The sequence below is a fragment of the Bradyrhizobium sp. USDA 4501 genome (assembly GCF_054062115.1).
This window is the reverse complement of the sequence record NZ_JBSSEX010000001.1, coordinates 1,130,828-1,157,125: the sequence shown is the minus strand read 5'-3', so window position 1 is coordinate 1,157,125 and position 26,298 is coordinate 1,130,828. Positions and strand designations below refer to the sequence as shown.

Below are 26,298 nucleotides of genomic sequence, written 5' to 3'. Positions count from 1 at the left end.
CAGCGTGCTCCGGCTCATCATTCTCGTGCGTTGCCTGCCAATGTCGACGAGGTGATCGAGTAGGATGGTCATCGCACGCATGAGTCCGGGATGGCCCTAAGCTGATGGTCTGCATGACTCCCGAGAGGTTGGCTCTTCGAGGGTCACCGGAAGTCCCTCGCGCTTTTATCGAAGTTGAGTGCGGCTGCCTCTCACCCTACTCTCGCCCGGCCGGTTATCGGCAAGCTGGAGGAAATCATGAAAACTCAATACTTGATGGCATTGTCACTGCTCAGCGGCATCGCAATCGGCGGGTTCGCGTTCCAAGGTTTGCACGCTCAAACCAAGCTGAAGGCCTACAGTATCGGTGAGATCGAACCAATTGCTGGTGCAACTGTTTCGCCCGCTTATATCGAGGCAGCGAGAAGGGCACTGGCCGAGGCCGGTGGCCGCTCAATGGGGACTTTGAAAGGCAGAGTTTTCCACGCGGAGGGTGGGCCTGCTCCAATCAGTGTGGCCATGACCGAGTGGGATAGCGCAGATGCCGCGATAGCATTTTTCCAGTCCAAGGTCTGGAAGGACCTTGCACCTGAGGGCGCGAAAACCGCGAAAACGATACGGCGATACATCGTGGAAGTTGAGAAGTGACCACCAACTTTGGTCACATGACTAGGCCGCCTCAGTTGGCGGCCTAATTCATGTGTGCCGAGTATGAACGACAGCTTGGAGGTGGAAGTCCTCTATCCAGCCTGATGACGGCGAAGGATTAGCGAAGCGCAAGGGCGTCATCGCGAGGTGGGGTCTGAAGACAGCGTGGAGCAAAGCCGCGGCTCGATGGACAATTACCGGATAACGAGGCCTACCCGGCCGGACGAGCGAGCATGTGATCGCGAAGTCCATAGTCATCAAGGGTCGGGGTGGTAAATCCGGCGAGCGTGCGGTGAAGGCGGTCGGTCTTACCTCGGGAGGTCTGTGCTGTGTCCCGGTAACGGGACTGAGGTCGTCGTAAGGCGACTTGACCGCAGCGCAGAAGTCAGCAGCGGGCATAGTAGGCGGTGGCGTGCCGTCGAAGGCCCAAACGGTGGAAGTGGCCAGTAGAACGGTGATCTCGCGCGAGCCATGCGGCAGAAGAATCAGGTCGAGCTGAACTTGGGCACCGGAGCGAAGGGTGAAGCCCCGAACGCCGCCGCCCAAGAGTCCGAAGCGCGCGCGGCGGCCACCGCCCTCGAACGCCCGGCGGCCGCAGGGCCGTCGATGGAAGCGGTAATCGAGCGTGAGAACCTGAAGACGGCGTTGGCGCAAGTGACGCGCAACAAGGGCGCGGCGGGCGTCGATGGGATGACCGTCGATGAGTTGCCGGCCCACCTGAAGGAGCACTGGCTAGCGATCCGAGCCCAGTTACTTGAGGGCACCTACAAGCCGCAGCCGGTGCGGCGGGTGGAGATACCGAAGACGTCGGGCGGCCTGCGGCCGCTCGGCATCCCGACGGTGCTCGACCGCTTGATCCAGCAGGCGGTGATGCAGGTGCTGCAGGCGGATTGGGACGGGACGTTCTCCGAGACCAGCTTCGGCTTCCGGCCGGGGCGCTCGGCGCATCAGGCGGTGGAACGGGCGCAGACGTACATTGCGGCCGGCCACAGCTTCGTGGTGGACATCGACCTGGAGAAGTTCTTCGACCGGGTCAACCACGACATCCTGATGAGGCTCGTTGCCAAGCGGGTGACTGACAAGCGCCTCCTGAAGCTGATCCGCGGATTCCTGAATGCGGGTGTGCTGGAGAGAGGGCTGGTCAGTCCGACGGAAGAGGGTACGCCGCAGGGCGGTCCGCTCTCGCCGCTATTGTCGAACCTGATGCTGGATGTGCTGGACAGGGAACTGGAAAGACGCGGCCATCGCTTCGTGCGCTACGCCGATGACTGCAACATCTATGTGCGCAGTCGGAAGGCGGGCGAGCGGGTGCTGGCGGGCATCGAACGGTTCCTCGAAAAGCGCCTCAAGCTCAAGGTCAACAAAGCCAAGAGCGCGGTCGCCAAACCGAGCGTTCGCAAGTTCTTGGGCTTCAGCTTTATCGGTGGGAAAGAACCGCGTCGGCGCATCGCGCCGCAGGCACTTGCCCGCTTCAAGGCGAAGGTCCGAGGACTGACACGACGCACCTGCGGCCGAAGCCTCGCGCAGATTGCCAAGGAACTATCGCGCTATCTGATCGGATGGCGCGGCTACTTCGGCATCTGCCAAACCCCGTCGGTGTTGCGCACACTTGACGAATGGCTCAGGCGGCGGTTGCGCGCCATCGCCTGGAAACAATGGAAGCGCGGTGACACTCGCTTTGCCGAGCTGCGACGCTGCGGCGTCGGCCGGGATCTGGCGGCACAAACCGCCGGCAGCCCGCATGGCCCTTGGCGGCTCGCGAACAGCCCCGCGCTCACCATCGCCATGCCAATCGCGTTCTTCAGGGCACTCGGCTTGGCTTCCGTCGCGGCACAGCAGCCCGCATAATCCACCGAACCGCCGGATACGGACCCGTATGTCCGGTGGTGTGGGAGGGGAGAAGCCGCGAGGCTTCCCCCTATCCCGATTTCGATGTTGCCTGCTAGCCCTAAGCTGACGGTCTGCATGTCTAGCGCTCATTCCCTGCGATGTCGGTATGCGCCTCTTGGCGATGATGTTAAAGAAAGGGTGTTCGCGAAGCCCGCAAATACTCGCATTCTGCGGCATCGTCGGCGCACTGGTAAGGAGCCGCAGGATCACTTCTGCTCCCGCATGGTCGATGCGGCGCGCACACCTGAGGGCGTCTCGCCGAAGTGCCGGCGGAACGTGCGATTGAAATTAGAAACGTCACCAAAGCCGACTGCATACGCGATGTCGATGATGGCCAAATGCAGATGGTGCGGGTCAGTCAACATCGCGAAGGCACGCTCGAGCCGGCGTCCTGCAAGATGCTCGGTGAAAGACTTTCCGGTCCCCTCCTCGAGCAATTTTTGCACGTATCGCCGCGACATGCCGATCGCCCCAGCGACCTTGTTCAAATCGAAATTGGGATCGCTGTAGCGTCTCGCGACTTCCGCTAGGATCGCCTGCAGCTTTGCTGCCTTCACACCGCGCTCCGTAATGATGTCTGTTGCTTGGTCGGTCGGCCCGAGCGTCGCGGCGACAAGATCGAGGAGATGTACGCCGACGGTGGCGGCTAGCTCTGATGACGGAGGTTCTTTGAAGGATGCGAGCGACCGCAGGTAGCGGTTGAGAAGTCTCAGCGCCGGTCCGGAACGCACTGGCCGACCTGATAGGTCTTCCGGGTTGGCCACCAGAGACCTAAGGGCGGCAGCCTGCACGGTTACGAATTTGACGCTCCCCCCACGCGGCCCAAATACTCGCAGCGTCCTTCCCCGATCGACCAAACAAGCGGAGCCGACGTCATAGCCATACTCTTGGCCAGCATTTGCAAATTGGACCGGTCCAGCCTCGACGAGGTTCAGTCCGAATTGCTCACGGCTATCCTTGAGGTGGTGTTTGTGACGAATAAACTCCACCGGCGTCGTGACAAGGCTACAAACGCCAACCGCACCGAGCGACAAGCAGGTGACGTCGATACGTGGGCGGCCACCGCTGTGGTCTATCACGTCCAACGCGAGGTTCAGCCGCGCAAACTCCTCACGGAACGTGGAGAACCGCACGCGCTCCGGCAGCATCTCGGTCGACCATCGCAAAAGGTGAGATGACGTTGGCATCTCGACCTCCCGTTTTGGGGGCAGTCCCTCAAGTAATCATAATGGGCGGCGCTTCGCTACTGTGTGAAATGGCTTACAAAGGGAAGCCGGCTGCGCGACATTCGTCCTGTTGAGGACCGCTTGTGTGAAGGGTTTCGGATGCCGGCCGCATGACTGACGGCGCGGCACATTCGGGCGGTCGGCGTCCGAAAGCCTCCAAGGGAGATGCTATGGTGCGGGCGGCGGCGGTGAGGACGGTGAGGATATGGCATTCATCGGCGCTGATGTGAACCGATGGAGCACCCCATGCAGAAGTTGAACGACCTGAGCCGATCCCTCACACCCCTCAAACCGGACGGTACGCTGATCGCTGTGATCGAGATGAGCCTGTCGAGCTGGCTCGTTGCGGGGATTGTGCCTGGTGTCGAGCGCCAGCCGTCGAAGAAGCTTGAGGTCGACGAGAACGCCTTGCTGAAGCTGCTCAATCGCTGGCGAGAAGAGGCGCGGAAGGCAGGACACCGCATCGAACGCATCGCGGTCGCTTTCGAGGCCGGCCGTGACGGTTTCTGGCTGGCCCGCTGGCTCAGGGTGCGCGACATCGAGGCGCATGTCATTCACGCATCGAGCATAGCGGTATCGCGCGAGCACCGGCGCGCCAAGACCGATCGTCTCGACACCGAACTGCTGAAACGCTCTTTTCTCGGCTGGTTGCGGGGCGAGCGTGATCACTGCAAGATGGTCGCGATCCCGACAATCAAGGACGAAGATGCCAAGCGCCCCACCCGTGAGCGCGAGAGCCTTGTCGGAGAGCAAAGTCGGATCGTCAACCGAATGAAAGCAGCGTTGATACGGCTCGGCATCCGCGGCTTCAATCCCAAGCTGAAGAAAGCCGCCGAACGCCTTGACGGCTTGCGCACCCCCGAAGGAGAGCCGATCCCGCCCAACAACCCTGGCTGAGCTGCGTCGCGACATGGCGCGCCGGCGGCTCGTCAGCGATCAGATACGGCAGATCGAGGAGGCTCGCCTGGAGCGTCTCAAGCAAACGCCCAGTGATGGACCACACGCAATGGAGCGCCTGTTGGCGCGGGTAATCGGGGTTGGTGTCGAGACCGGCGACATGCTGGTGCAGGAGGTACTATCGCGAAGCATGCGCGACCGAAGGGCGATAGCGCGTTATGCCGGCCTCACTGGCTCGCCTGACGAAAGCGGCAGAAAACGCCGGGAGAGAGGGCTGACCCGTTCCGGCAATGCCCGAGTGAGACGAGGCATGATCGAATTGGCGTGGCGATTTCTCAGATTCCAGAAGGACAGCGTCTTGGCGCAGTGGTTTCGAACTCGTACCGAGAATGCCCGCGGGACGCGCAAGACCATGATCGTGGCCTTGGCGCGCAAGCTCCTGATCGCTCTGTGGCGACTCGTGCGGGAGGGCGTAGTGCCGGACGGCGTCGTTCTGCGGCCGGCATCATGAACGGAGGAAGGACACCCCAACAGTTTCGGCCTTCCGTCCGCCTGTGACGGTGTCGCCGATGACGGTTCGAGGTGGCGGGGTCCCGACGTGTTTCCTTGGCTTCGATGCCGAAAGGGAGAATGGGTCCGCCGCTTCGGAGCTTCGCTGCCGATGCGCATGACTGCATCATGGTTCGGGGTCCTTGGACCCACCGGATACAAGGTTGTGGCGCGATTGATCGCGCCCGCAAGCGGGCTCCCCTCCGATCGTCATCCCGATCGCACCAAGCGATGCCGTCGTGCTCGAAGCTGTCAAGGTGTGGCCTGGCAACGGCGGAGCCTGTCGTACGATTCGTGCGGCGGCCAACCTTGACAGCTTCTGCGCGCGCCAGCGCAAGCGAAGTGCGGGTCGGGACGAAGAAACGGCCTCAGATCGAACAAAGAAACTGACGAAGGAAAAGATGCGCCGACCTATCGCCTATTTAAACGCCTCCCTTGACAAAGCCCATACAAGGAAACCGCGCATGGTGGGCAGGAAAGTGCGGCGGGCTCTATGGGGATTTGAGCTCTGCAGGCGACCTGGCCGATGGAGTTCGAACCGGTGCAGCGGTCGGCACGACGCTGTCGCTATCATTGAATGGGCGGTGGGCGGCGTCGAACGCGATCAATGATGGACGGATGGGCGACGACCGATGAGCGTTCAGGTGCGCTCCGCCGTGGCCGGTCGATGAGCGGCGGGCATGGCGAGCAGCTTTGCAGAATGACGGTTGCGCGCTCATGACGTATCGATCCTGATGGCGCGGGTTGGCGCGGTCTGTTGATGGCTGGGCGTTGCGCCTCGCTCAAAGACCTCGATGACGATCATGCGACCGCCGCAGCATGGGCACGGCGGCTTGCCGGCGGCGATGGTCTCGGTGGGCTCATTCTCACGATCGCTGACGGCGAGCAGTTCGCGCGCGCGTGCGATATTGTCGGCGCAGGGGCCCCGCGCCAGCAGGCCGTAGTGGCGGATGCGGTGCAAGCCCTTTGGCAACACGTGGATGAGGAAGCGGCGGATGAACTCGAAGGTGGCGAGCGTCATCCGCTTGTGACGATCGCGGCCATCGACCCGATAATCCTTCCATCTGAAGGTGACGCCTTGCTGGTCGAGGGCGATCAGGCGGCTGTTGGCGATGGCGACGCGGTGTGTATAGCGCGACAGATAGGCCAGCACGGCCTGTGGCCCGCCGAACGGACGCTTGGCATAAACGACCCATTCCGTCTTGCGCGACGCTGCAAGCAATGCGGCGAATGATTGTGCTCCGGCGAGATGAGCGTCGTTACCGAAGAAGCTGAGGCGCCCGGCCTGGTGGAGGGCAGCAAGGCGACCCAGGAACAGGCGCCGGAACAGTCGTGAGAGCACGCGCACCGGCAGGAAGAAGCCCGGCCGGCAGGGTACCCAGCTCCGACCATCGAGGGAGATACCGCCGCCCGGCACGATCATGTGCACATGGGGGTGGTGGGTCATGGCCGAGCCCCAGGTGTGCAGCACCGACGTGATGCCGATCCTGGCCCCTAAATGCTTCGGGTCGGCGGCGATCGTCAGCATGGTCTCGGCCGAGACCTTGAACAGCAGGTCGTAGATGGCAGCCCTGTTGTGATAGGCGATGTCGGCGATCCGAGCCGGCAGCGTGAACACGACGTGATAATACGGCACCGGCAGCAGCTCGGCTTCGCGATCGGCGAGCCACTGCTTCGCCGCAGCGCCCTGGCACTTCGGGCAGTGCCGATTGCGGCATGAGTTGTAGGCGATCGACGTGTGGGCGCAGTCCTCACAGCGCGCGACATGGCCGCCGAGGGCTGCCGTGCGGCAGCGCTCGATCGCCGACATCACCTTCAACTGGTCGAGGCTGACGTGGCCGGCATGGGCCTTGCGCCACGCCGGACCATGGCTGCGGAGGATATCCGCAACCTCCAGAACCGGGCGGGACACGGGCGCCGTCAGCCGGGTGGCCGAGCCTCCTTCATCTTGATCGCGATGTGTTCCAGCGGACTCATCACTTCGCTGATCGTCTTGGTGGCGACCCGGGTATAGAGCGCCGTGGTGTCGAGCTTGGCGTGACCGAGCAGCACCTGGATCACGCGCACGTCGATGTTCTGCTCCAAGAGATGGGTGGCGAAGCTGTGCCTCAGGGTATGCAGCGACACGCGCTTGTTGATCTCCGCCATCTGCACGGCGGCATGACAGGCACGATTGAGCTGGCGCGTGGTCATCGGCTGCGCCGGATCGCGGCCGGGGAACAGCCAGCCCTGCGGCCGCGCCGCCTTCCACCAGGTCCGCAGCAGATCAAGCAGGTGCGGCGACAGCATGACGTTGCGGTCCTTGCCGCCCTTGCCCTGCTCGACGCGGATAATCATCCGCTTGCTGTCGATGTCGGCGACCTTGAGCGAGACCACCTCGGCGGCGCGCAGGCCGGCGCCGTAGGCCACGCTCAGCGCCGCCTTGTACTTCAGCCCCGGTGCCGCATCGAGCAGCCGCGCCACTTCCTCTGGGCTCAGCACCACCGGCAGCTTGCGCGGCTCGTGAATGACGTGGGTGTGCTCGACGATCTCGTGGCGCTTGAGCGTGACCCTGAAGAAGAACCGCAGCGTCGAGACGGTCTGGTTGATGGTCGGCACGCCAACGCCGCTCGATGCCAGATGCAGCTGGTAGCGCCGCACGTCCTCAAAACTCGCCGTATCAGGTGATCGTCCGAGAAACGCCGCGAAGTTCTTGACCCGTTGCACATAGTCATGTTGGGTCTTCGGCGCGAACTTCCGGATCGTCATGTCTTCGATCATGCGCCGGCGCAGCGGGCTCACTGCCTCGTCGGTCATGGGGATGCTCCTGTTTTGAGTGAAGGTTGCGAACCCCTCATCTCAAGACAGGACGCCTCGTTGCGCTATCCTCTCAGCCGTGCTGCCAGCCGTCGTGCCCTACCGCGCGAGCGGTTTAGTCCTTTGGCCCAAGGCCGACATGCAGCGCGTCGGTTTCGACGTCAGCTTCCGAGACCGAAGCGGACGTGACGAATCTATGAGCACAGGTCCTAATTACGCACGCGACGGCGCATCCGCGAGCGAGCTCAGCGCGATCCCACCGACGATCAGGGCCGCGGCAATCGCCAGCGAGAGATCGATCGGCTCGCCGAGCAAGAGGGCTGCGGTCACGATACCGACGATCGGCGTCGCCGTGGTGCCGAGCGAGGTGGTCAGTGCCGGCAGGCTCTTGTTGACCATGGACATCGCCCAATAGGCCAACGCCGTACCGATGAAGCCGGAATAGAGGAACAGCAGCAGGAGGTGTGGCGACCATTTCACCTCGGGCACGCCTTCGGTGACGAGCGCCGACATCGTCAGCACCAGCGTCGCGACCAGCACCTGCCACAGCAGCAATTGCAGCGGCGTCGCGATCCAGCGGTGCGAGCGGATATAGATGATGTTCGCGGCCCAGCAGATCGCGGCGATGATGATCATGCCGGCGCCGGCGAGGACATGCAGATTGCTCCAGTCCAGCGACGCCGGGTTGAGGATCACGCCGAGCCCGGCGAGTCCCAGCGCGACGCCGACAAGCTTGAGCGTCCCGAGCCGTTCGGTGCGCGCGGCGGCCGCGGCAAGCGCGACCCAGAGCGGCGTGGTGTAGCCGAGCACGACGCCCTTGCTGGCCGGGAGATAGCGCAGGCCGGCGGCGACCAGCGTCGAGAAAAACGTCATGTGCAGCAGCGCCACGCTGAGCACGACCGGGACATCGGCGATCCGCGGAATGATCAAATTGCCGCTGGCGCGCAGGATCACCAGCAGCGCGATCAGGGCGACCCAGCTGCGGATCGATGCGGTCCACAGCGGCGGCACCGCCTCGACCAGCGATTTCGTGACCGACCAGTTGATGCCCCAGGCCAGCACCACGACGATGAACAGGGCGGCGGCCTTGGCGGGGGAGAGTGACTGGTTCACGGCAGGATCCTTGCAGGCAATACCGCTTGTGAATAGGATCATGCTGGCTCTCTCGAAAGAGCCAGATTTGGTAGAATAGTGGAGCCAGATTGATCCTCGCCGAATTGCTCGCGCTGAAGCGATCGGACGATGCCGGGCTGGCCGCGCAGTTGACCCAGCAGCTGCGCGCGCTGATGGCGAGCGGCCGGATCAGGAGCGGCGCCATGCTGCCATCGAGCCGCAGCCTTGCGGCCGAGCTCGACGTGGCGCGCAACACCGTGACGCATGCCTATGAGCAGCTCGTCGCCGAAGGGTATCTGCGGGTCGCGGCGCGGCGGCGGCCGGTTGTGACCGACGATATCGAGGCGCGCTTCGCCAAGGCTCTGCCCGCGCCACGCCGTGATGCCGCCCGCAAGCCGCTGCTGTCGCCTTGGGCGTTGCAGCTCTCCGATACGGATTGGCCGCTGTCCTACCAGGCCGATTTCCGGCCGCTGCGTCCCGGGCTTGCGGATGCACGGGAGTTTCCGCACGAGATCTGGGCGCGCTGCCTGCGTCGCAGCGCATTGCGCCGCCGCTTCAATGACCAGACCGTGGTCAACCGGCCGAGCCTGCGCGAGGCCTTGCGCGATTATCTCGAAGTCAGCCGCGGCGTGCGCGCCGAGGCCGATCAGATCCTGGTGCTGCCGACGGCGCAGGCGGCGCTGACGCTGATCGCCGCGACCACCATCGTCGCCGGCGATGCGGTGTGGACCGAGGATCCCGGCTATCCCGGTGCGGCGGCGGCGTTTCGTGCCACCGGTGCAAACGTCGTCGGTGTCAGCCTCGATCAATGGGGCATGATGCGGACGCGCGCGACGCGCGCGCCGAAGCTGATCTTCACCACGCCCTCGCATCAGCACCCCACAGGGCGCGTGATGCCGGTCGCGCGCCGCACCGAGCTGTTGGCTTCTGCCGAGCCCGGCAAGACCTGGATCGTCGAGGACGATTACGACGGCGAGTTTCACTATGACAGTCGCCCGATGCCGGCGCTGCAGGGGCTCGATCGCGAGGGACGCGTGCTCTATCTTGGCACCTTCGCCAAGGCGATGACCGCCGATATCCGCATCGGCTATCTGGTGGTGCCGCCATCACTGGCGCGGACGATGGAGATCGCGCAGCGCCATCTCGGGCTGATCGCCTCCGTGCATGTCCAGGAGGCGCTGGCCGGCTTCATGGCCGACGGGTATTTCCTGGCGCATGTCAGGCGGATGCGGCGGATCTATCGCGCGCGCCGCGATCACCTCGCGGCGGCGCTGGCGCGGCAGCTCGGCGAGGTGCTCACCGCCGAGGTGCCGCCGGGCGGCATGCAGCTGATTGCCCGTTTCAAGGATGGCCGTGCGGACCGGGATGCTGTGACGCGCCTGGTGGTCGCCGGCGTCGAGGTGCGCGCACTGTCGAGCCTCGCGCTGGAGCGGCCGCGCGACCACGGCCTGTTGCTCGGCTTCGCCGCCTGGCGCGAGAACGAGATCGGCGCCGCGGTGCGGATCATGGCGAACTGCCTGACCGGCAAGCGCGCGGCGCGCGGGCAAAGGGACGCTCGCACGATTTCGGAATAATGGAAGATATCCCTGAGTTGCCCGACGTGTCAAGTTGCCTTGTCGAGCGCCGGCGGCCGCCGGCACCTTTGCATGGGGTTGTTTTCGATATTTTTTAGCACGCCCCTGCGACGGCCCTCGTGCGGGAGAGGGACGCCGCCCAGATGCTGCTACGGCACGACCCGTCTCGCTGTGTCGCAGGCTTACTCCGCGGCCTTGGTGACGATCCGCACCTCCGACGTCAGCGTCTTGTGCACCGGGCACTTGTCGGCGATCTCCATCAGCCGCTTGCGCTGGTCGGCGTCGAGGTCGCCCTCGATCCTGATGACGCGGTCGATCTGGTCGAGCATGCCTTCGCGCGTCTCGCACTCCTCGCAATCCTTCGCGTAGATCTTGCTGTGCGTCAGCGTTACGGTGACGCGACCGAGCGGCAGCGACTTGCGGTCGGCATACATCCGCATCGTCATCGAGGTGCAGGCGCCTAGCCCGGCCAGCACGAAGTCGTACGGCCCGGGGCCGGAATCCTGACCGCCGACGGCGATCGGCTCGTCGGCCAGCATGCGATGCGGGCCTGCCGTGATGATCTGCTGAAACTTGCCGGCGCGGGTCTCCTGCACCACGACGTTGCGCGGCGCAGTGCCGGTATCCGCCGCCGGCTGCGGCGCGATATCGATGTAGCGTTCGGCCCAGGCGCCGATCACGTCGGCGACATAGTCGGCATCCTGTTTGCCGCTCAAGAGATGGTCGGCCTCGGCCAGCGAGACGAAGCTCTTGGGGTGCCTGGCGGCGCTGAAGATGTGCGTGGCGTTGTCGATGCCGACGGTGTCGTCGGTCGGCGAATGCATGATCAGCAGCGCCTTGTGCAGCTGCTTCACCTGCGCCATCAACTTCTGCTCGGCGACGTCGTCGAGGAATTCGCGCTTGATGCGGAACGGGCGGCCCGCGAGCGAGACTTCGCCTTCGCCCTGCGTGCGAATGTCCTCGATCCGGTCTCTGAAGAAATGCGTGACATGGACGGGATCTGACGGCGCGGCGATGGTCGCGACCGCCTTGGCCTCGGGGATTTGACCCGCGGCGGCGAGGATCGCGGCGCCGCCCAGGCTGTGGCCGATCAGGATCGCGGGTGCTGTGCGCATCTCGCGCAGATGGTCGGCGGCGCGGACGAGATCGGCGACGTTCGACGAGAAGGTCGAGTTGGCGAACTCGCCCTCGCTGGAGCCGAGGCCGGTGAAGTCGAAGCGCAGCGTGGCGATGCCCTTGGCCGCGAGCGCGACCGCGATGCGCTTTGCGGCCAGCACGTCCTTGCCGCAGGTGAAGCAGTGCGCGAACAGCGCATAGGCCTTGATCGGCCCGTCGGGCGTGTCAAGCGCGGCGGCCAGCTGATGGCCGCCAACACCGGTGAATTGAAAGCGTTCGTGCGGCACGGGCAGGCTCCATCATCTTGTTGGTGTGTCAGTCGCCAGAATAGCGCTGTTCGGCCCAGGGATCACCGCGATTGTGATAGCCACGGACCTCCCAGAAGCCGGGCGCGTCCTCGGTGAGGAATTCGATGCGCTGCAGCCACTTCGCGCTCTTCCAGAAATACAGATGCGGCACCACGAACCGCACCGGGCCGCCATGCTCCTGCTCCAGCGGCTTGCCCGACCAGCTATGGGCGAGCAGCGCGTCCTCGGCGGCAAAGTCCTCGATCGGCAGATTCGTCGTATAGCCGTCATAGGAATGCAGCGCGACGAAGCGCGCGTCCTCGCGCGGCTGGCAGGCGGCGAGCAGGTCGCTTGTGGCGAGCCCTTCCCACTGGTTGTCGTAGCGCGACCAGGTCGTGACGCAGTGGATGTCGGAGACGAATTGCGTTTGCGGCTGCGCCATGAACTGCTGCCAGGTCCAGTAGATGGTCTGCTCGACCGCGCCGTAGACGTCGAGCCGCCAGCGCTCCTGGGAGATGTTCGGCATCAGCCCGAGATCGAGCACCGGCCAATCCGCCGTCAGATGCTGGCCCGGCGGCAGGCGCTGCTCCTCCGGCCGGGTGACCTTGCCGGTGAGGAATTTGCCTTCGCGTGCCCAGCGCTGCTTGCTGCGCGTCAGTTTGCTCTCGGGCGGTTCGTTATCGTCGGTCATGGCGTCGTGCGATCATTCGTGGCGGTGCATCGCGGAGTCGCGCTTGGTATCGCGCATCGTCGAGTAGATCAGCAGCGACAGGAAAATCATGCCGCTGAGATAGTAGTAGAACCAGTCCTCATGCCCGATGCTCTTGAAATAGAGCGCGACCGCCGGCGCGGTGCCGCCGAAGATCGACACCGTGATGGCGTAGGGCAGGCCGACGCCGAGCGCGCGGACGTTGGTTGGAAACAGCTCGGCCTTCACGATCGCGTTGATCGAGGTGTAGCCGGCGACGAAGATCCAGGCGCCGCAGATCAGAAGGAAGGCCATGAACGGCGACTTGGTATCCTTCAGCGCGGTCAGGATCGGGATCGTGCCGAGCGTGCCGGCGATGCCGAAGAAGATCAGCAGCGGCTTGCGGCCGATCTTATCGGAGAGTCCGCCATAGATCGGTTGCAGGATGGTCGCGAAGATCAGCGAGCCGAAGATCACGAAGGTGGTCTGGTCCTCGGTGAGGCCGACCGACAGCTTCACGAAGGTCTGCATGTAGGTGGTGAAGGTATAGAACGCCGCGGTGCCGCCGGCGGTGAGGCCGACCACCAGCAGCAATTCGCGCGGATAGTTCAACAAGCCGACGATCGAGCCGGTCGGTTTGGAAACCTTCTTGGCCTCCTCGAAGGCCTCGGTCTCATGCAGGCTGCGGCGCATCACCGCCGCGACGATCGCGAGCATGGCGCCGATCACGAACGGAATCCGCCAGCCCCAGGCCTTCAGCTCGTCGGGCGTCAGGAACACCTTTTGCAGCAACAGCAGCACGATGATCGCGGTGAGCTGGCCGCCGATCAGCGTGACGTACTGGAAACTGGAATAGAAGCCGCGGTGCTTGGGATCGGCGACCTCGCTGAGATAGGTGGCGCTGGCGCCATATTCGCCGCCGAGGCTCAGGCCCTCGATCACGCGGGCCAGCGCCAGGATCGCCGGGGCCGCGATGCCGATCGAGGCATAGGTCGGCGTCACCGCGATGATCAGCGAGCCGAAGCACATGCAGACCACCGAGAGGGTTAATGACAGCCGCCGGCCATAGCGGTCGGCGATGAAGCCGAACAGCCAGCCGCCGAGCGGGCGCATGAGGAAGGTCGCGGCAAACAGCACGGCCGCATTGAGCTGCTGCACCACCGGGTCGCTGTGCGGGAAGAACGCCGGCGCGAAATACAGCGCAAACGCCGTGTAAGCGTAAAAATCGTACCACTCGACGAGATTGCCGACCGAGCCGATGAAGATCGCCTTCACCCGCCGCTCGACATCGTGGATGTCGAGATGATCGCTCGCGGGCTGAGCGGTTTGTTCGGTCATTGCATTGCTCCCGGACTCGTCGGTTCGATTCCGGGGCAAGCTACCTCATTGGGTGACGCGATGTAACCGCTGTCGGGTTCCTCAGGCGTTGTTGCCGAACAGAACGGGCAGTTGACGCGGGCCGCGGACCGTGCCTTCCGACCAGGTGACCTTGCCGGCCGGATCGAGCCGGAAATCAGGGATTCGCTTCAGCCATTCCTCGATCGCGACCTGCATCTCCATCCGCGCAAGGTTGGAACCGACGCAGCGGTGGATGCCGAGGCCGAAGGCGGCGTGGCGGTTCTCCTTGCGATCGATCACCACCTTGTCGGCATCGGGGAACATGGCGGGATCGCGATTGGCGGCGGGGAAGGACAGCAGCACCATGTTGCCTGCCTTCACAGGGCAGCCGGAGATCGTGGTCTCCTTCATCACCTCGCGCGCCATCGTCACCGGCGAATACGCGCGCAGGAATTCCTCGATCGCGGTCGGGATCAGCGCCGGCTCCGTAATCAGGCGCTCGCGATCGGCCGGCGTCTTGGCGAGGTGCCAGAGCGAGGAGCCGATCGCGCTCCAGGTGGTGTCGATGCCGGCGATCAAGAGCAGCCGCAGCGAGCCGAGCACATGCTCGTCGGTGAGCCGCTGGCCGCCGGGGCCCTTGGCCCGCAGCAGCTGCGAGATCAGATCGTCGCCCGGCTCGAGCTTGCGCTGCTCGAGATGGGCCACGAAGTAGCCGGTCATCTCGCGCACGCCGTTCATCAGCTCGTCTTCGTTCTTGATGCCGAGCTCGAGGATCTGGTGGATCCATTTGATGAACAGGTCGCCGTCCTTCTCGGGAATTCCCAGCATATGGGCGATGGCGCGCACCGGGATGTGCTTGGTGTAGCGCGCGGCGGCGTCGCAATGGCCATCGGCGATGAATTCGTCGATCAGCTCGTTGCAGATCGCGCGCACCCGCGGCTCCAGCCGCTTCATCGCGTCCGGCGTGAACGGCGGCAGCAGCACCTGCTTGGCGGGCTTGTGCTCCGGCGGATCGGAGGTGATCGGCGGCGCGCGAGCGGTGATCTCGGGGCGGATGTCGCGCACGATGACGCGGCGCGAGGAGAAGTGCTCGGTGTCGTAGGCGATCTCCTTCACCGCCTGATAGGTGGTCGGCATGTAGCAGCCGAGGAAGCGCTCGGTATGCACGACGGGCGAAGCCGCGCGCAGCGTCTCCCAGATCGGGAACGGGTCGTCGGTCCAGACCGGATCGGTATGGTCGAAATCATGGACCCAGTCGGAGACCGGGGGATGTTCGGGCAGATAGCTTGCGGACGGGGAATCGGACATCAGCTCGTTTCCTTCTCGTTCGATCAAACGCTGGTTGGCTCAACGGGCGGCGCACGGCCGTCCCCGGCTGGCCGTCATTCCTCGGTGACTTCGATCGCGATTTCCGGGCAATTGGTCTGCGCGAGCCAGGCCTTGTCCTCGAGCCCGGCCGGGACCGTCCCGTCGCCGACCTCATGGGCGTTGCCGTATTCGTCGAGCTCGAACAGTTCGGGGGCGAGTGATTTGCAGCGGGCGTGACCCTGGCACTTGTCCTGGTCGACGCGGATTCTGAGCTTGGACATGCAAGCACCTCCCTCGGCTCTGGCGCATTGTGGGTTGCGCCGGGTTCCTCATTCCGGTTTATGCAAGCCTTGTTTAGGCAAGTTCTTGTTTAGGCAAGCTCTTGGCTTGCTTGGGCGGCCGGCCCTCTTAACCGGATCGCCAAGTTATAGTATATTACATTATCGTCGCGCTTGCGCGTCAAGCGAAAATTCAGCGATCATTGCCGCAATGGGACAAATCGTTCGTAAGCCGTTCAAAACCTACCACCATGGCGACCTCCGCGAAGCCCTGATCCAGGCCGCGTTACGCGAGGTCGAGCTCGGTGGTCCCGAGGCGATCAGCATCAAGGCGCTGGCCAAGCAGCTCGGCGTCTCGCAGCCGGCGCCGTACCGGCATTTCGCCGACCGCGAGGCGCTGCTGGAGGCGGTGACCGCGGAAGCATTCCGGCAGTTCAACGTGATCATGCGCGAGGCGATCGAGCAGTCGAGCAAGGGCTCGAAGCTGTCGCGCTTTGCCCAGGCCGCGCTCGCCTTCGGGCTCGAGCGCCACGGCATCTACCGGCTGATGTTCGCGTCGCGCACCATGGCCTGCGCGCCCAAGGGCAGCGAGCTGCACACCGCGGCGATGGAAACGCTGGCACTGCTGATCGAGTCGTTCGAGGCGCCCGCGGTCGGCCTGCTGCGCGAGCGGCAGGCGCTGAAGATCTGGGCCGGGCTGCACGGCATCGTGATGCTCGCCGAGCAGGGACTGCTGACCGGCGAGTCCGCGCAGATCAGCCGCGAGGAGTTGCTGGACGAAATCGTCGAGCAGACCAAGGCGGCACTCACTGTGGCGCTGCAGGCGACGGAGGATAAGGCGTAGGGCAGATCGTCTGCAGCCTATCCCTTCGTCCCATAGAGATAGATAGCCCCGGGATTGCGAGGAGCTCGCGACAAAATTGCAGAGCAATTTTGCGCTGAAACGACGAAGCAATCCATCGTTCTGCGCGCTCGGTGACAGATTGCTTCGCTTCGCTCGCAATGACGAAGTGGAGGGTATCGCCCGCCTCTCCACCATAAGGGTCAGGATCGCGGCGGCTGCGGATCGATCGGGGTGGTGCCGCGCACGCCCAGAATGTCCTCCAGCACTTTCGCGCCGGCCAGAAGCTGCGCCTCGGCGCGCGGCTTTGCGACCATCTGCAGGCCGACCGGCAGGCCCGAGGCGGTGAAGCCGCAGGGCAGCGACAGCGCCGGGCAGCAGGCCAGCGTGATCGCGTAGACGATGCCGAGCCATTCGACGTAGTTGTCGAACTTCTTGCCGTCGCACTCCGCGACATAGCGGTTCTCGACCGGAAACGGCGCCACGATGGTCGCGGGCGCCAGCAGCAGGTCGTACTTGTCGAAGAATTCGAGCGTACGCGCCGTCATCGCGACGCGCTGCGCCTCGGCGCGTTCGAGCTTCTCGACCGTGAGCTTCAACCCTTCCTCGATGTTCCAGATCACCTCGGGCTTCAGCAGATCGCGTTTGGTGCGCAGCAGTTCGGCCTTGCTGATTGCGAAATCGAACGCGCGCAGCACGTGGAAGCATTCATGGGCTTCGCTGAAATCGGGATGCGCCTCCTCGACGATCGCACCGGCTGCCGCGAACCGCTCCGCCGCCTTGCGGGTCACCGCCTTGACCTCGGGATCGACCGGCGTGATGCCGAGATCGGGCGAATAGGCGATGCGCTTCGGCCTGCTGCCTGACCGCGCCGCCGACAGGAACGACGTCGGCAGTGCGGGCAGCGACAGCGGATCGGCGGCATGCTCGCCGCTCATCGCGTCGAGCAGCAGCGCGAGGTCCTCGACATTGCGTGCCATCGGTCCCTGCTGGCCGAGCGTGCGGTCGACGCCGAATTTCGGCGTCTGCGCGACGCGGCCGATCGACGGCCGGAGGCCGACGATGCCGCAGAAGCTCGCCGGATTGCGCAGGCTGCCGCCCATGTCGGAGCCGTGCGCCAGCCACGCGGTGCCGCTCGCAAGTGCCGCCGCGGCGCCGCCGGAGGAGCCAGCGGCCGAGCGCGATGTGTCCCAGGGATTGCGGGTCGGGCCGAACACCTCATTGAAGGTGTTGGCGCCGGCGCCGAATTCCGGCGTGTTCGACTTGGCGTAGATCACGCCGCCATTCTGTTCGAGGTGCTCGACCAGGATGTCCGACTTCGCCGGGACGTTGTCCTTGAAGATCGGAGAGCCCAGCGTGGTCAGCACGCCGGAGACGGCGGTGAGGTCCTTGATCGGAACCGGAAGGCCTGCGAGCAGGCCGCGCTCACTGGCCGGTTTCTGCATCAGGGCCTTGGCGTGGGTGCGGGCGCGGTCGAAGCAGAGCGTCGGCAGCGCGTTGACCTTGCCGTCCACCTCGGCGATGCGCGTCTCCAGCACGTCGAGCAGATCGAGCGGCGTAACGTCACCGGCCTTCAGCTTCTCGACGACGGCACACGCCGTTTCCTTCACCAAGCCCTGATCAGCCATGCGCCGTTGCTCCTATGCCTTCTGTTTGCTTGTGCTGTAGAACATTTCCTGCCGTCGTGGCAATGCGACGAGAACCGAAGGGACAGGGATGGCAGCGTTGTTTTCCGCGCTGGACTGGCGCGCGATGAGCCAGCAGGAGCGTGACCTCGGCTTGAACAACGGCGTTGCCGTCAAGGGCAGCGCCGAGATCGCCGCCGGCTGGGAGCAACGCTCGGCGGCACTGCGGCAAAAGCACGCCGGCCGTCTCGACCTCAGATACGGCTCGCGCGAGCGCAACCGGATCGACTTCGTGAAAGTTCGCGACGGCGCGCCGACGCTGCTGTTCATCCACGGCGGCTATTGGCAGACCCGTGCCAAGGAAGTGTTCACGACCTTCGCCGAGGGGCCGATGGTCCACGGCATCAATGTCGCGCTGATCGGCTATACGCTGGCGCCGGATGCGACGCTCGACGACATCGTCGCCGAGATCCATGCCGGCATCGACTTTCTGGCCGGGCAGTTGCCCGCGCTCGGGGCCGCTGCCGAGGGCATCGTGGTGTCGGGCTGGTCGGCCGGCGGACATCTGACATCGATGGCGCTGTCGAACGGCCATGTCCGGGCCGGCATGGCGATCTCGGGAATCTACGACCTCGAGCCGATCAGGCATTCCTACCTCAACGAAAAGCTGAGGCTCGACGAAGCGGCGTCGCGGCGCAACTCGCCGATGATGGCGGAGGGCGGCACGGCAAAGCCGCTGTCGCTGGTAGTCGGCAGCGCCGAATTGCCGCTGCTGCGCAAGCAGACCGCCGATTTCGCCGGCCATCGCGCCCGCTACGGCTTGCCGGTGACCTATGAGGAGATCGCCGGCGCCGATCATTTCTCTATCATGAACCAGATGCTGGCGCCGCAGGGCCGCATCACGACGCTGATCCGGCAGCTGTTCGAGCGGACGGCGTCGTCCTGAGGTGCGAGCCTCTTCGGCGAGCCTCGAAGGATGGCGCAGCCCGTGGCCCATCCTTCGAGACGCCGCGCTACGCGCGGCTCCTCAGGATGACGGCGGTACAAGCGGAGGGGCGATTTCTAACCCCATCCCGACGTCAGCCCGCCATCCACCGTGTAGATCACGCCCGACGTATAGCCCGCGCGGTCGGAGGCGAGGAACGCCATCAGGTCGCCGATCTCGCGTGCATGTGCGGGCCGGCCGAGCGGCAGGCCCTTCTGGAATTCCTTGTAGCGGTTCTCGTCGCCGAACTGGTTCTTGGCGCGGGTCTTGAGCAGCGTGACGTGGCGGTCGGTCCCGACCGGGCCGGGATTGATGCCGACGACGCGGATATTGTCGGCGAGGCTCTTGCCGCCGAGCGCGCGGGTGAACGCCATCAGCGCGGCATTGCCGGCGCTGCCGCAGATGTAATTGGCGTCGAACTTCTCGCCGGCCGCGCCGATGTCATTGACGATCACGCCTCCGCCGCGCGCCTTCATCTGGGCGTAGATCGCGCGCGTCAGATTGACGTAACCGAACACCTTGAGCTCCCACGCATGCCGCCAGGTCGCCTCGTCGATCTTGTCGATCGAGCCGCCGGGGATATCGCCAGCATTGTTGACAAGGATATCGATGTCGGCGGCCTCCCCGGCGAGGCGCGCGAGATCCTCGGACTTGCGCAGATCCACCACGCTGGTCGCGGCAGATATCTGGTGCGCGGAGCGCAGCCGCTCGGCGAGCGCCTTGAGCTGGTCGCCGTTGCGGGCGGCGAGCAGGAGGTTGGCGCCTTCCTCGGCAAAGGCTTCGGCGGCGGCCGCGCCAATGCCCTTGGAGGCGCCGGTGATCAGGACACGCTTGCCGCGCAGATGCAGATCCATGGGATGTCTCGCTTGGTATGAGGAGTGGGTGTCGGCGAATTTGGTGGGGCAGGGTCGCGCCGCGGTCAACACTGCACTGCAGCGTTGCGCTCGCGCAAAGTTTGGTCCATTGCAGGACCATGAGAATAGGCGGCATTGCCGGCCGGGCAAATCACAAGGGTGTTCTCGATGAGCAGCGCAAAGAAGCAGTATCGGATTGCGGTCATTCCCGGCGACGGCATCGGCAAGGAAGTGATGCCGGAGGGCCTGCGCGTCATCGAGGCGGCGGCCAAGAAGCACGGCGTCGACGTGAAGTTCGACCATTTCGACTTCGCTTCCTACGACTATTACGAGAAGCACGGCGAGATGATGCCGGCCGACTGGAAGAACCAGATCGGCAAGCATGATGCGATCTATTTCGGCGCGGTCGGCTGGCCGGCGAAAATACCCGACCATATCTCGTTGTGGGGATCGCTCATAAAATTCCGCCGCGAGTTCGACCAGTACGTCAATTTGCGCCCGGTGCGGCTGATGCCCGGCGTGCCGTCGCCGCTGGCGAACCGCAAGCCCGGCGACATCGATTTCTGGGTGGTGCGCGAGAACACCGAGGGCGAATACTCGTCCGTCGGCGGCCGCATGTTCCCGGACACCGACCGCGAATTCGTCACCCAGCAAACCGTGATGACCCGCACCGGCGTCGACCGCATCCTGAAATTTGCGTTCGATCTGGCGCAGTCGCGGCCGAAGAAGCATCTGACCTCGGCGACCAAGTCGAACGGCATCTCCATCACCATGCCCTATTGGGACGAGCGCGTGGAGGCGATGGCCAAGAAATATCCCGGCGTGAAGTGGGACAAATACCACATCGACATCCTGACCGCGAACTTCGTGCTGCATCCGGACTGGTTCGACGTCGTGGTCGGCTCCAACCTGTTCGGGGACATCCTTTCCGATCTCGGCCCGGCCTGCACCGGCACGATCGGCATCGCGCCGTCGGGCAACATCAATCCGGAAGGCGACTTCCCCTCGGTGTTCGAGCCGGTCCATGGCTCGGCGCCTGACATCGCCGGGCAGGGCATTGCCAACCCGATCGGCATGATCTGGTCGGGCGCGATGATGCTGGAGCATCTCGGCGAGAAGCAGGCGGCGGCTGCGATCGTCGGCGCGATCGAGCGCACGCTCGGCGAACGCACGCTGCGCACGCGCGATCTCGGCGGCAATGCCGACACCACGGCATGCGGCAAGGCCGTCGCGGAGATGGTGGATTAGGCTGCGCCGTCAAGAACGGGGTCGTCCTGGCGAAAGCCCATAGGCGCTAAAATAGGATTTGCGCCTTGGATTCGTTTGTGATTCCAAGATGGAATGGCACACGAATCGCTTGTGAACAAAGATTGGGCGCGCGTTGTCGCCCGACTTGGCGGAGCCGAGGCTCTGAACATTAGCGCGCGCAAGACGAAGGCGTTTGTCCGTCCGCGGGAGATCAGCAATGCGGTCGACTTGCTGCGCCTGATCTTGGCTTATTGCCTTGGTGAGAAAGGGCTGCGGTTGACGGCGGCATGGGCCACGTCGGTTGGGCTTGTCGATATCTCCAACGTGGCTCTGTTGTATCGCTTACGTCAGTGCGGAGATTGGCTGGCAATCTTGGTCGAGCAGGCGCTTGCCGACGCGGCGCCGAAGGCGAGCCGCGGTCGTCTGATCCGTATTGTTGACGCCACGACGGTCCCCAAGGCTGGGACGAGCGGCAGGAACAAGAACGCAGTGTGGCGTATCCATAGCGCGTTCGATCTTCCGCAGGAGCGCTTTGGTCACTTCGAGCTGACCGATCAGCGAGCGGGCGAGACGCTGGATCGGATACCGGCGGTTGCCGGTGAGATCCGTCTTGCCGATCGCGCCTATCTGCAACCGGAGCGCATGGCGCATCTCGTCGATGCCGATGCAGACTTCGTGATCCGGGCCGGCTGGAAGAGCGCGCGCTGGCTCGATGCCGAAGGTAATCTTGTTGACCTCACTGCCGAACTGCGCAACGCCTCGGCGCGTGGCCTGATCGATCGGCCGATTTGGATAAAGCGCAAGTCAGGTGCGCCGCCGCTCGCAGTGCGTCTGGTTGCCGCGAAGAAGCCGGCGCAAGCTGCTGCGGCTGCGCGACGCAAGGCGCGCCGGACTGCACAAAAGGGAGGTCATCAGCTCTCCAGGCAAACACTTGACGCCGCAGATTGGGTGATCCTGGTGACCTCACTCAGGCCAGAGGACTTCACGACTGCAGATATCCTCGCCCTCTATCGGCTGCGATGGCGCATTGAGCTCGGCTTCAAGCGGCTGAAAAGCCTGATTGGCCTGAAGGGACCTCCCGGAACCGACGAGCGGTCCGCCAGACCCCATATCCTCGCTCATCTGCTGATCATTCTATTGCTCGAGCCGCTCGTCGACGAACTCGAAGACTCTCCCCGCTTGCCCGACGCCGCCTGACCCACCCAGTGACGTGGCGTCTGCTGCGCCAGCTCGTCGCTTCGCTACGGCAAGCGATCATTCCACAGCCCGCAATCGCTCTACTCTGCAGAGCCAGTCACGCTCTCCGGCGACATCTACGCGAGCCACCCAGACATAAGCGCCACTATCAGACTATGATCAAACTATCTTAGCGCCTATGGGCGAAAGCCAGGACCCATTACCCCGAGTGCTTGTTGTGTTGCTGGGTCTGACCACCGCCCTGCGCGATGACGCAGGCCGGTGGTAATGGGTCTTGGATCGCGCTCGCTACGCTCGCTTGTCCAGGACGACGTCGTTATTGATTGCTTCGCAATCTGCGTAGGGCGGGTTAGCCACCCTACGGCCACTGTCGTCCATGCGAAAGCAGGGACCCATAACCACAGGGTCTCGTTGTTGGGGCTCGCTGTGCCCCCAGCCTTCGTGACAATGGGCAGTGATGGTTATGGGTCCCGGCTCGCGCGGAGCTTGTCATCGGGCGGCGCTTTGCGCCGACCCGTTGGCTTGGCCGGGACGACGGTGAAATTACCCCTTCACGATCCTTCGGCAGTGCTCCCACGCCGCGTGGATCAAATTCTCGCTCGCCTCGGGCGTGCGGAAGGCGGAGTGCGCCGACAGCGTCACGTTCGGGATCCTGGTCAGCGGGTGATCCTTCGGCAGCGGCTCGATGTTGTAGACGTCGAGGCCGGCGTGGCGGATGTGGCCCGAATTGAGCGCATCGATCATCGCCAGCTCGTCGACGATCGCGCCGCGCGCGGTGTTGATCAGCACCACACCCTTTTTCATCTTCGCGATCTTGTCGCGCGTGATCAGGCCGCGGGTCTCGTCATTCAGCAGCAGGTGGATCGAAACCACGTCGCTGCTCGCCAGCACGGTGTCGAGATCGACGAATTCGACACCCGGATGGCTCTTGGCCGACCGGTTCCAGGCGATCACCTTCATGCCGCTGCCGAGTGCGATGCGGGCGACCTCGGCGGCGATGCCGCCGAAGCCGACCAGGCCGAGTGTCTTGCCGGTGAGCTGCATGCCGTCCTCTCGCAGCCAGTTGCCGGCGCGCATCTCGCGGTCCATCTGCGCGATCACGCGCGCCGACGACCACATCAGCGCGATCGCTGACTCCGCGACCGCGGTGTCGCCATAGCCCTTGATCAGGTGCACGGAGATACCGAGCTCGGCAAGCTCTTCCGGGTTCATGTAGCTGCGCGCGCCGGTGCCGAGGAACACGACGTGCTTCAGGCCGGCGCACTTCTTCGCAACATCGGTCGGCAGCGCGGTGTGGTCGACCACCGCAATCTCGGCGCCGTCGAGCACCGCCGGATAGTCCTCGGACTTGATGTCCGGGTTGCGGTTGATCCGCATCCTGGGATCGCCGGGCTTTTCCAGTCGTTCCGTGATGACAGCAAGCGATTCATTGGCGTCGACAAACACTGCGCGCACGAAAGCCTCCATCCGATGAGGAGAAATGATGATCAGGACGCGACGCCGGCGAGCGCCAGCACCGTATGCATCAGGACGTTGGCGCCGGCGGCGCAATCTGTCTGCTTGGCATCTTCCAGCTCATTATGGCTGATGCCGTCCTTGCAGGGCACGAACACCATTGCTGCCGGCATCACCGTGTTGAGGTTGCAGGCGTCGTGGCCGGCGCCCGAGGTGATGCGGCGGTGCGAATAGCCAAGCTGCTTGGCGGCGTTCTCGACCGCGTCGACCAGCTTCGGATCGAAGTGCGTCGGCGCCTTGCGCCAGACGAGATCAAGCTGCACCTCGACCTTGCGCTTTGCTGCGATCTCGCTCACAGCGGCACGCAGGTCGCGATCCAGCGCATCCATGATCCCAGCGTCGGCGCTGCGGCAATCCACCGTGAAGGTGATCTCGCCGGGGATGACGTTGCGCGAGGGCGCGGCGATCACGGCCTCGCCGATGGTGCCGACCGCCTTCGGGCCGTGCTTCTTCGCGATGCTCTCCATCGCCAGAACGATCTCGGACAGCGTCGCCAGCGCATCGCGGCGCAGCGGCATCGGGGTCGAGCCGGCGTGGCTCTCGAAGCCGGTGATCTTGCCGTCGTACCACAACACGCCCTGGCCGGAATCGACCACGCCGATGGTCTTGTTCTCGGCCTCCAGGATCGGACCCTGCTCGATATGCAGCTCGACGAAGCTGGTGAACTTCTGGCGGCCGACCGGGGCGTCGCCGCGATAACCGATCGTGTCCAGCGCCTGCGCCACCGTGACGCCCTCGGCGTCCTTGCGCGACAGGATGTCGTCGGTGGTGAAATCGCCGACATAGGCGGCCGAGGCCATCATCGCCGGCGCAAAGCGCGAGCCTTCCTCATTGGTCCAGTTGCAGATGCAGATCGGCAGCTCGGTCTCGATCCCGGCATCGTTCAGCGTGCGCACCATTTCGAGCGCCGCCAGCGTGCCGAGCACGCCGTCATATTTGCCGCCGGTCGGCTGGGTGTCGAGATGTGAGCCGACGCCGATCGGCGGCTTCGACATGTCCCGTCCTTTCCTCAACCCGAACATCGAGCCGAGTGCGTCGACCTGCACCTCGAGGCCGGCGTCCGCGCATGCCTTGCGGAACCAGTCGCGCACCTGCTTGTCTTCGGCGCTCAAGGTCAGCCGTCGCACACCGCCCTTGGGCGTTGCACCGAACTGCGCGGTTTCGTGGATGGTGCCCCAGAGGCGGGCGGAATCGATCTGCAGGTTGGTGGCGGCTCGGCTCATGTCGTCAGTCCATTTTTATTTTCGTCATTCCGGGCGATGCGTCAGCATCGAACCCGGAATCTCGAGATTCCGGGTCTGGTCCTTCGGACCATCCCGGAATGACGTTCGATTATCCGGCAATCGTTCAATGACGCGCCACTCTCGCGCCGTCAACCGCCACGCTCGTCTGCGCGATCTGCCTGGCGAGATTGGCGACGCGCTCGATGGCGACCGCATCGGGCGAGGCGAGCCAGCTCGCGGTGAAGGTGAGGGGCGGCAGCTTGAGGTCGGTGTCGAGCAGCAGCAAGCGCCCGTCGGCAAGCTCGTTCTCGACGATCGCCGCGGGGATCACCGCGATGCCAAGCCCTTCATTGGCCATGTGGATCACGGTCGCGAGCGAGGTCGAGGCGTGCAGCCGGATCGGCGGCAGATCGGGGGCGTTGAACAGCGCGCGTACGGTCTCGTAGGGCTGGGTCTTGCGCGGAAAGGTGATGATCGGAAACCGCGCCAGGTCCTGCCGCGCCACCGGGCCGTCGCCGAGGCCGAGCGCCGGGCTCGCCAGGAAACCGATCGGGTAATCGCACAGCACGTGGTTGTGCGCGCCGGACGCCGAGACCGGTCCAAGCACGAAGGCGAGCTCGATCTCCTGCGCCAGCAGCCGCTGCGTCAGATTGGGCGTGATGTCGACCTCGATCTCCAGCGACAGGTTCGGGTAGACCTCGTTGACGCTTTTGACGAGGCGCGGCAGCCAGGTGTGCACGATAGTCTCCGCGACACCGAGCCGCAGCGCGCCGCGCATCGCCGAACGGTCGCCGACCTCGGCCATCATCTCCGAACGCAGGCCGATCAGCTTCTCGGCATAGATCATCATCAGCCGCCCGCTCGGGGTGGGCGAGGCCACCCGGTGGTCGCGGTTGAGCAGCTTGACGCCCATTTCGCGCTCGAGCTGGGCAATGCGCTGGGAGATCGCCGGCTGGGTGGTGTTGAGCCGCTGGGCGGCGCCGCGGAAGCTGCCGAGCTTGACGACCCAGAGAAATGTCTCGATCGAGCGGAAGTCCGTCATTGGAAGCATTTTCCCGATCGATAAATCTGCTTTATCGATTTTGATTAGAAAGGACGATTAGACATTATATCACGCTTGGTG

General features: G+C 64.4%; 21 protein-coding genes and 1 pseudogene. 8 read left to right on the top strand and 14 right to left on the bottom strand.

Annotation, left to right across the window (positions count from 1 at the left end; genetic code table 11):
- The first annotated feature begins 237 nt into the window (after positions 1 to 237).
- Together ACVWZM_RS05495 and ltrA are read left to right on the top strand one after the other, a co-directional pair.
- Positions 238 to 627: a DUF1330 domain-containing protein gene (locus ACVWZM_RS05495; protein WP_076827158.1), complete on the top strand. Its 390-nt coding sequence runs from the start codon at positions 238 to 240 to the stop codon at positions 625 to 627.
- A 471-nt stretch (positions 628 to 1,098) separates the two neighbouring features.
- Positions 1,099 to 2,475: a group II intron reverse transcriptase/maturase gene (ltrA, locus tag ACVWZM_RS05490; RefSeq protein ID WP_456816111.1), complete on the top strand. Its 1,377-nt coding sequence runs from the start codon at positions 1,099 to 1,101 to the stop codon at positions 2,473 to 2,475.
- Between the two features lie 248 nt (positions 2,476 to 2,723).
- On the opposite strand, the gene ACVWZM_RS05485 is transcribed toward ltrA, so the two are convergent.
- Positions 2,724 to 3,704 (bottom strand): helix-turn-helix transcriptional regulator, encoded by a 981-nt coding sequence (locus ACVWZM_RS05485; RefSeq protein WP_083714984.1) that lies wholly within the window; start codon positions 3,702 to 3,704, stop codon positions 2,724 to 2,726.
- 285 nt (positions 3,705 to 3,989) lie between these two features.
- Here ACVWZM_RS05485 and ACVWZM_RS05480 point away from each other — a divergent pair.
- A pseudogene (locus ACVWZM_RS05480) lies at positions 3,990 to 5,151 on the top strand (IS110 family RNA-guided transposase).
- 753 nt (positions 5,152 to 5,904) lie between these two features.
- Here the strand turns inward: ACVWZM_RS05480 and ACVWZM_RS05475 are convergent.
- The 3 genes from ACVWZM_RS05475 to ACVWZM_RS05465 all read right to left on the bottom strand — a co-directional run bounded on the left by ACVWZM_RS05475 (position 5,905) and on the right by ACVWZM_RS05465 (position 9,140).
- Positions 5,905 to 7,101 carry an IS91 family transposase gene (locus ACVWZM_RS05475; protein WP_253587432.1) on the bottom strand — a complete coding sequence of 399 codons (1,197 nt, stop codon included), beginning with the start codon at positions 7,099 to 7,101 and terminating at the stop codon, positions 5,905 to 5,907.
- An 8-nt stretch (positions 7,102 to 7,109) separates the two neighbouring features.
- Complete coding sequence (locus ACVWZM_RS05470) at positions 7,110 to 7,985, bottom strand: tyrosine-type recombinase/integrase (protein ID WP_253587431.1); 876 nt, start codon at positions 7,983 to 7,985, stop codon at positions 7,110 to 7,112.
- Positions 7,986 to 8,198: 213 nt separating this feature from the next.
- Entirely contained in the window at positions 8,199 to 9,140 is a 942-nt protein-coding gene (locus tag ACVWZM_RS05465; protein ID WP_076827162.1) for a DMT family transporter, read from the bottom strand.
- Between the two features lie 47 nt (positions 9,141 to 9,187).
- On the opposite strand from ACVWZM_RS05465, the gene pdxR reads away from it, so the two are divergent.
- A complete protein-coding gene (gene pdxR, locus ACVWZM_RS05460; RefSeq protein WP_456852140.1) occupies positions 9,188 to 10,672 on the top strand; it encodes a MocR-like pyridoxine biosynthesis transcription factor PdxR in 1,485 nt (494 codons plus the stop codon).
- A gap of 182 nt (positions 10,673 to 10,854) precedes the next feature.
- Here the strand turns inward: pdxR and ACVWZM_RS05455 are convergent, their stop codons facing one another.
- From ACVWZM_RS05455 to ACVWZM_RS05435, 5 genes are all read right to left on the bottom strand, one after another.
- Entirely contained in the window at positions 10,855 to 12,075 is a 1,221-nt protein-coding gene (locus ACVWZM_RS05455) for a bifunctional alpha/beta hydrolase/OsmC family protein (protein ID WP_253587430.1), read from the bottom strand.
- A 28-nt stretch (positions 12,076 to 12,103) separates the two neighbouring features.
- Positions 12,104 to 12,766 (bottom strand): sulfite oxidase-like oxidoreductase, encoded by a 663-nt coding sequence (locus ACVWZM_RS05450; RefSeq protein ID WP_076827168.1) that lies wholly within the window; start codon positions 12,764 to 12,766, stop codon positions 12,104 to 12,106.
- Positions 12,767 to 12,778: 12 nt separating this feature from the next.
- Positions 12,779 to 14,101: an MFS transporter gene (locus ACVWZM_RS05445; protein WP_076827170.1), complete on the bottom strand. Its 1,323-nt coding sequence runs from the start codon at positions 14,099 to 14,101 to the stop codon at positions 12,779 to 12,781.
- Between the two features lie 81 nt (positions 14,102 to 14,182).
- Positions 14,183 to 15,409, bottom strand: a complete 1,227-nt coding sequence (locus ACVWZM_RS05440; RefSeq protein WP_076827172.1) for a cytochrome P450 — start codon at positions 15,407 to 15,409, stop codon at positions 14,183 to 14,185.
- Between the two features lie 74 nt (positions 15,410 to 15,483).
- Entirely contained in the window at positions 15,484 to 15,690 is a 207-nt protein-coding gene (locus ACVWZM_RS05435) for a ferredoxin (protein WP_016842874.1), read from the bottom strand.
- Positions 15,691 to 15,898: 208 nt separating this feature from the next.
- Between ACVWZM_RS05435 and ACVWZM_RS05430 the strand changes: the two genes are divergently transcribed.
- A complete protein-coding gene (locus tag ACVWZM_RS05430; protein ID WP_076827173.1) occupies positions 15,899 to 16,531 on the top strand; it encodes a TetR/AcrR family transcriptional regulator in 633 nt (210 codons plus the stop codon).
- Positions 16,532 to 16,731: 200 nt separating this feature from the next.
- On the opposite strand, the gene ACVWZM_RS05425 is transcribed toward ACVWZM_RS05430, so the two are convergent.
- Entirely contained in the window at positions 16,732 to 18,156 is a 1,425-nt protein-coding gene (locus ACVWZM_RS05425) for an amidase (protein ID WP_076827175.1), read from the bottom strand.
- A gap of 88 nt (positions 18,157 to 18,244) precedes the next feature.
- On the opposite strand from ACVWZM_RS05425, the gene ACVWZM_RS05420 reads away from it, so the two are divergent.
- Positions 18,245 to 19,099 carry an alpha/beta hydrolase gene (locus ACVWZM_RS05420; RefSeq protein ID WP_076827177.1) on the top strand — a complete coding sequence of 285 codons (855 nt, stop codon included), beginning with the start codon at positions 18,245 to 18,247 and terminating at the stop codon, positions 19,097 to 19,099.
- Positions 19,100 to 19,215: 116 nt separating this feature from the next.
- On the opposite strand, the gene ACVWZM_RS05415 is transcribed toward ACVWZM_RS05420, so the two are convergent.
- Entirely contained in the window at positions 19,216 to 19,992 is a 777-nt protein-coding gene (locus tag ACVWZM_RS05415; RefSeq protein WP_057017642.1) for an SDR family oxidoreductase, read from the bottom strand.
- Between the two features lie 168 nt (positions 19,993 to 20,160).
- On the opposite strand from ACVWZM_RS05415, the gene ACVWZM_RS05410 reads away from it, so the two are divergent.
- The gene (locus ACVWZM_RS05410) at positions 20,161 to 21,240 is read left to right on the top strand and encodes a tartrate dehydrogenase (RefSeq protein WP_057017663.1); all 1,080 of its coding nucleotides are present in this window, start codon (positions 20,161 to 20,163) and stop codon (positions 21,238 to 21,240) included.
- A gap of 111 nt (positions 21,241 to 21,351) precedes the next feature.
- Positions 21,352 to 22,437 carry an IS4 family transposase gene (locus ACVWZM_RS05405; protein ID WP_456851881.1) on the top strand — a complete coding sequence of 362 codons (1,086 nt, stop codon included), beginning with the start codon at positions 21,352 to 21,354 and terminating at the stop codon, positions 22,435 to 22,437.
- Positions 22,438 to 22,980: 543 nt separating this feature from the next.
- Here ACVWZM_RS05405 and ACVWZM_RS05400 read toward each other — a convergent pair.
- The 3 genes from ACVWZM_RS05400 to ACVWZM_RS05390 form a co-directional block, all read right to left on the bottom strand.
- The gene (locus ACVWZM_RS05400; RefSeq protein WP_076827234.1) at positions 22,981 to 23,892 is read right to left on the bottom strand and encodes an NAD(P)-dependent oxidoreductase; all 912 of its coding nucleotides are present in this window, start codon (positions 23,890 to 23,892) and stop codon (positions 22,981 to 22,983) included.
- A gap of 32 nt (positions 23,893 to 23,924) precedes the next feature.
- On the bottom strand, positions 23,925 to 25,175 hold the full coding sequence (locus ACVWZM_RS05395) for a Zn-dependent hydrolase (protein ID WP_057017665.1): 1,251 nt from the start codon (positions 25,173 to 25,175) through the stop codon (positions 23,925 to 23,927).
- Between the two features lie 124 nt (positions 25,176 to 25,299).
- Positions 25,300 to 26,217 carry a LysR family transcriptional regulator gene (locus ACVWZM_RS05390; RefSeq protein WP_057017643.1) on the bottom strand — a complete coding sequence of 306 codons (918 nt, stop codon included), beginning with the start codon at positions 26,215 to 26,217 and terminating at the stop codon, positions 25,300 to 25,302.
- Positions 26,218 to 26,298: the final 81 nt, after the last annotated feature.

Excerpts from the sequence above, each read along its gene's own strand:
- ACVWZM_RS05495 (WP_076827158.1), top strand. The coding sequence starts at position 238 with ATGAAAACTCAATACTTGATGGCATTGTCACTGCTCAGCGGCATCGCA.
- ltrA (WP_456816111.1), top strand. The coding sequence starts at position 1,099 with ATGCGGCAGAAGAATCAGGTCGAGCTGAACTTGGGCACCGGAGCGAAG.
- ACVWZM_RS05485 (WP_083714984.1), bottom strand. The coding sequence starts at position 3,704 with ATGCCAACGTCATCTCACCTTTTGCGATGGTCGACCGAGATGCTGCCG.
- ACVWZM_RS05470 (WP_253587431.1), bottom strand. The coding sequence starts at position 7,985 with ATGACCGACGAGGCAGTGAGCCCGCTGCGCCGGCGCATGATCGAAGAC.
- ACVWZM_RS05465 (WP_076827162.1), bottom strand. The coding sequence starts at position 9,140 with ATGATCCTATTCACAAGCGGTATTGCCTGCAAGGATCCTGCCGTGAAC.
- ACVWZM_RS05450 (WP_076827168.1), bottom strand. The coding sequence starts at position 12,766 with ATGACCGACGATAACGAACCGCCCGAGAGCAAACTGACGCGCAGCAAG.
- ACVWZM_RS05445 (WP_076827170.1), bottom strand. The coding sequence starts at position 14,101 with ATGACCGAACAAACCGCTCAGCCCGCGAGCGATCATCTCGACATCCAC.
- ACVWZM_RS05440 (WP_076827172.1), bottom strand. The coding sequence starts at position 15,409 with ATGTCCGATTCCCCGTCCGCAAGCTATCTGCCCGAACATCCCCCGGTC.
- ACVWZM_RS05435 (WP_016842874.1), bottom strand. The coding sequence starts at position 15,690 with ATGTCCAAGCTCAGAATCCGCGTCGACCAGGACAAGTGCCAGGGTCAC.
- ACVWZM_RS05430 (WP_076827173.1), top strand. The coding sequence starts at position 15,899 with ATGGGACAAATCGTTCGTAAGCCGTTCAAAACCTACCACCATGGCGAC.
- ACVWZM_RS05425 (WP_076827175.1), bottom strand. The coding sequence starts at position 18,156 with ATGGCTGATCAGGGCTTGGTGAAGGAAACGGCGTGTGCCGTCGTCGAG.
- ACVWZM_RS05420 (WP_076827177.1), top strand. The coding sequence starts at position 18,245 with ATGGCAGCGTTGTTTTCCGCGCTGGACTGGCGCGCGATGAGCCAGCAG.
- ACVWZM_RS05415 (WP_057017642.1), bottom strand. The coding sequence starts at position 19,992 with ATGGATCTGCATCTGCGCGGCAAGCGTGTCCTGATCACCGGCGCCTCC.
- ACVWZM_RS05410 (WP_057017663.1), top strand. The coding sequence starts at position 20,161 with ATGAGCAGCGCAAAGAAGCAGTATCGGATTGCGGTCATTCCCGGCGAC.
- ACVWZM_RS05395 (WP_057017665.1), bottom strand. The coding sequence starts at position 25,175 with ATGAGCCGAGCCGCCACCAACCTGCAGATCGATTCCGCCCGCCTCTGG.
- ACVWZM_RS05390 (WP_057017643.1), bottom strand. The coding sequence starts at position 26,217 with ATGACGGACTTCCGCTCGATCGAGACATTTCTCTGGGTCGTCAAGCTC.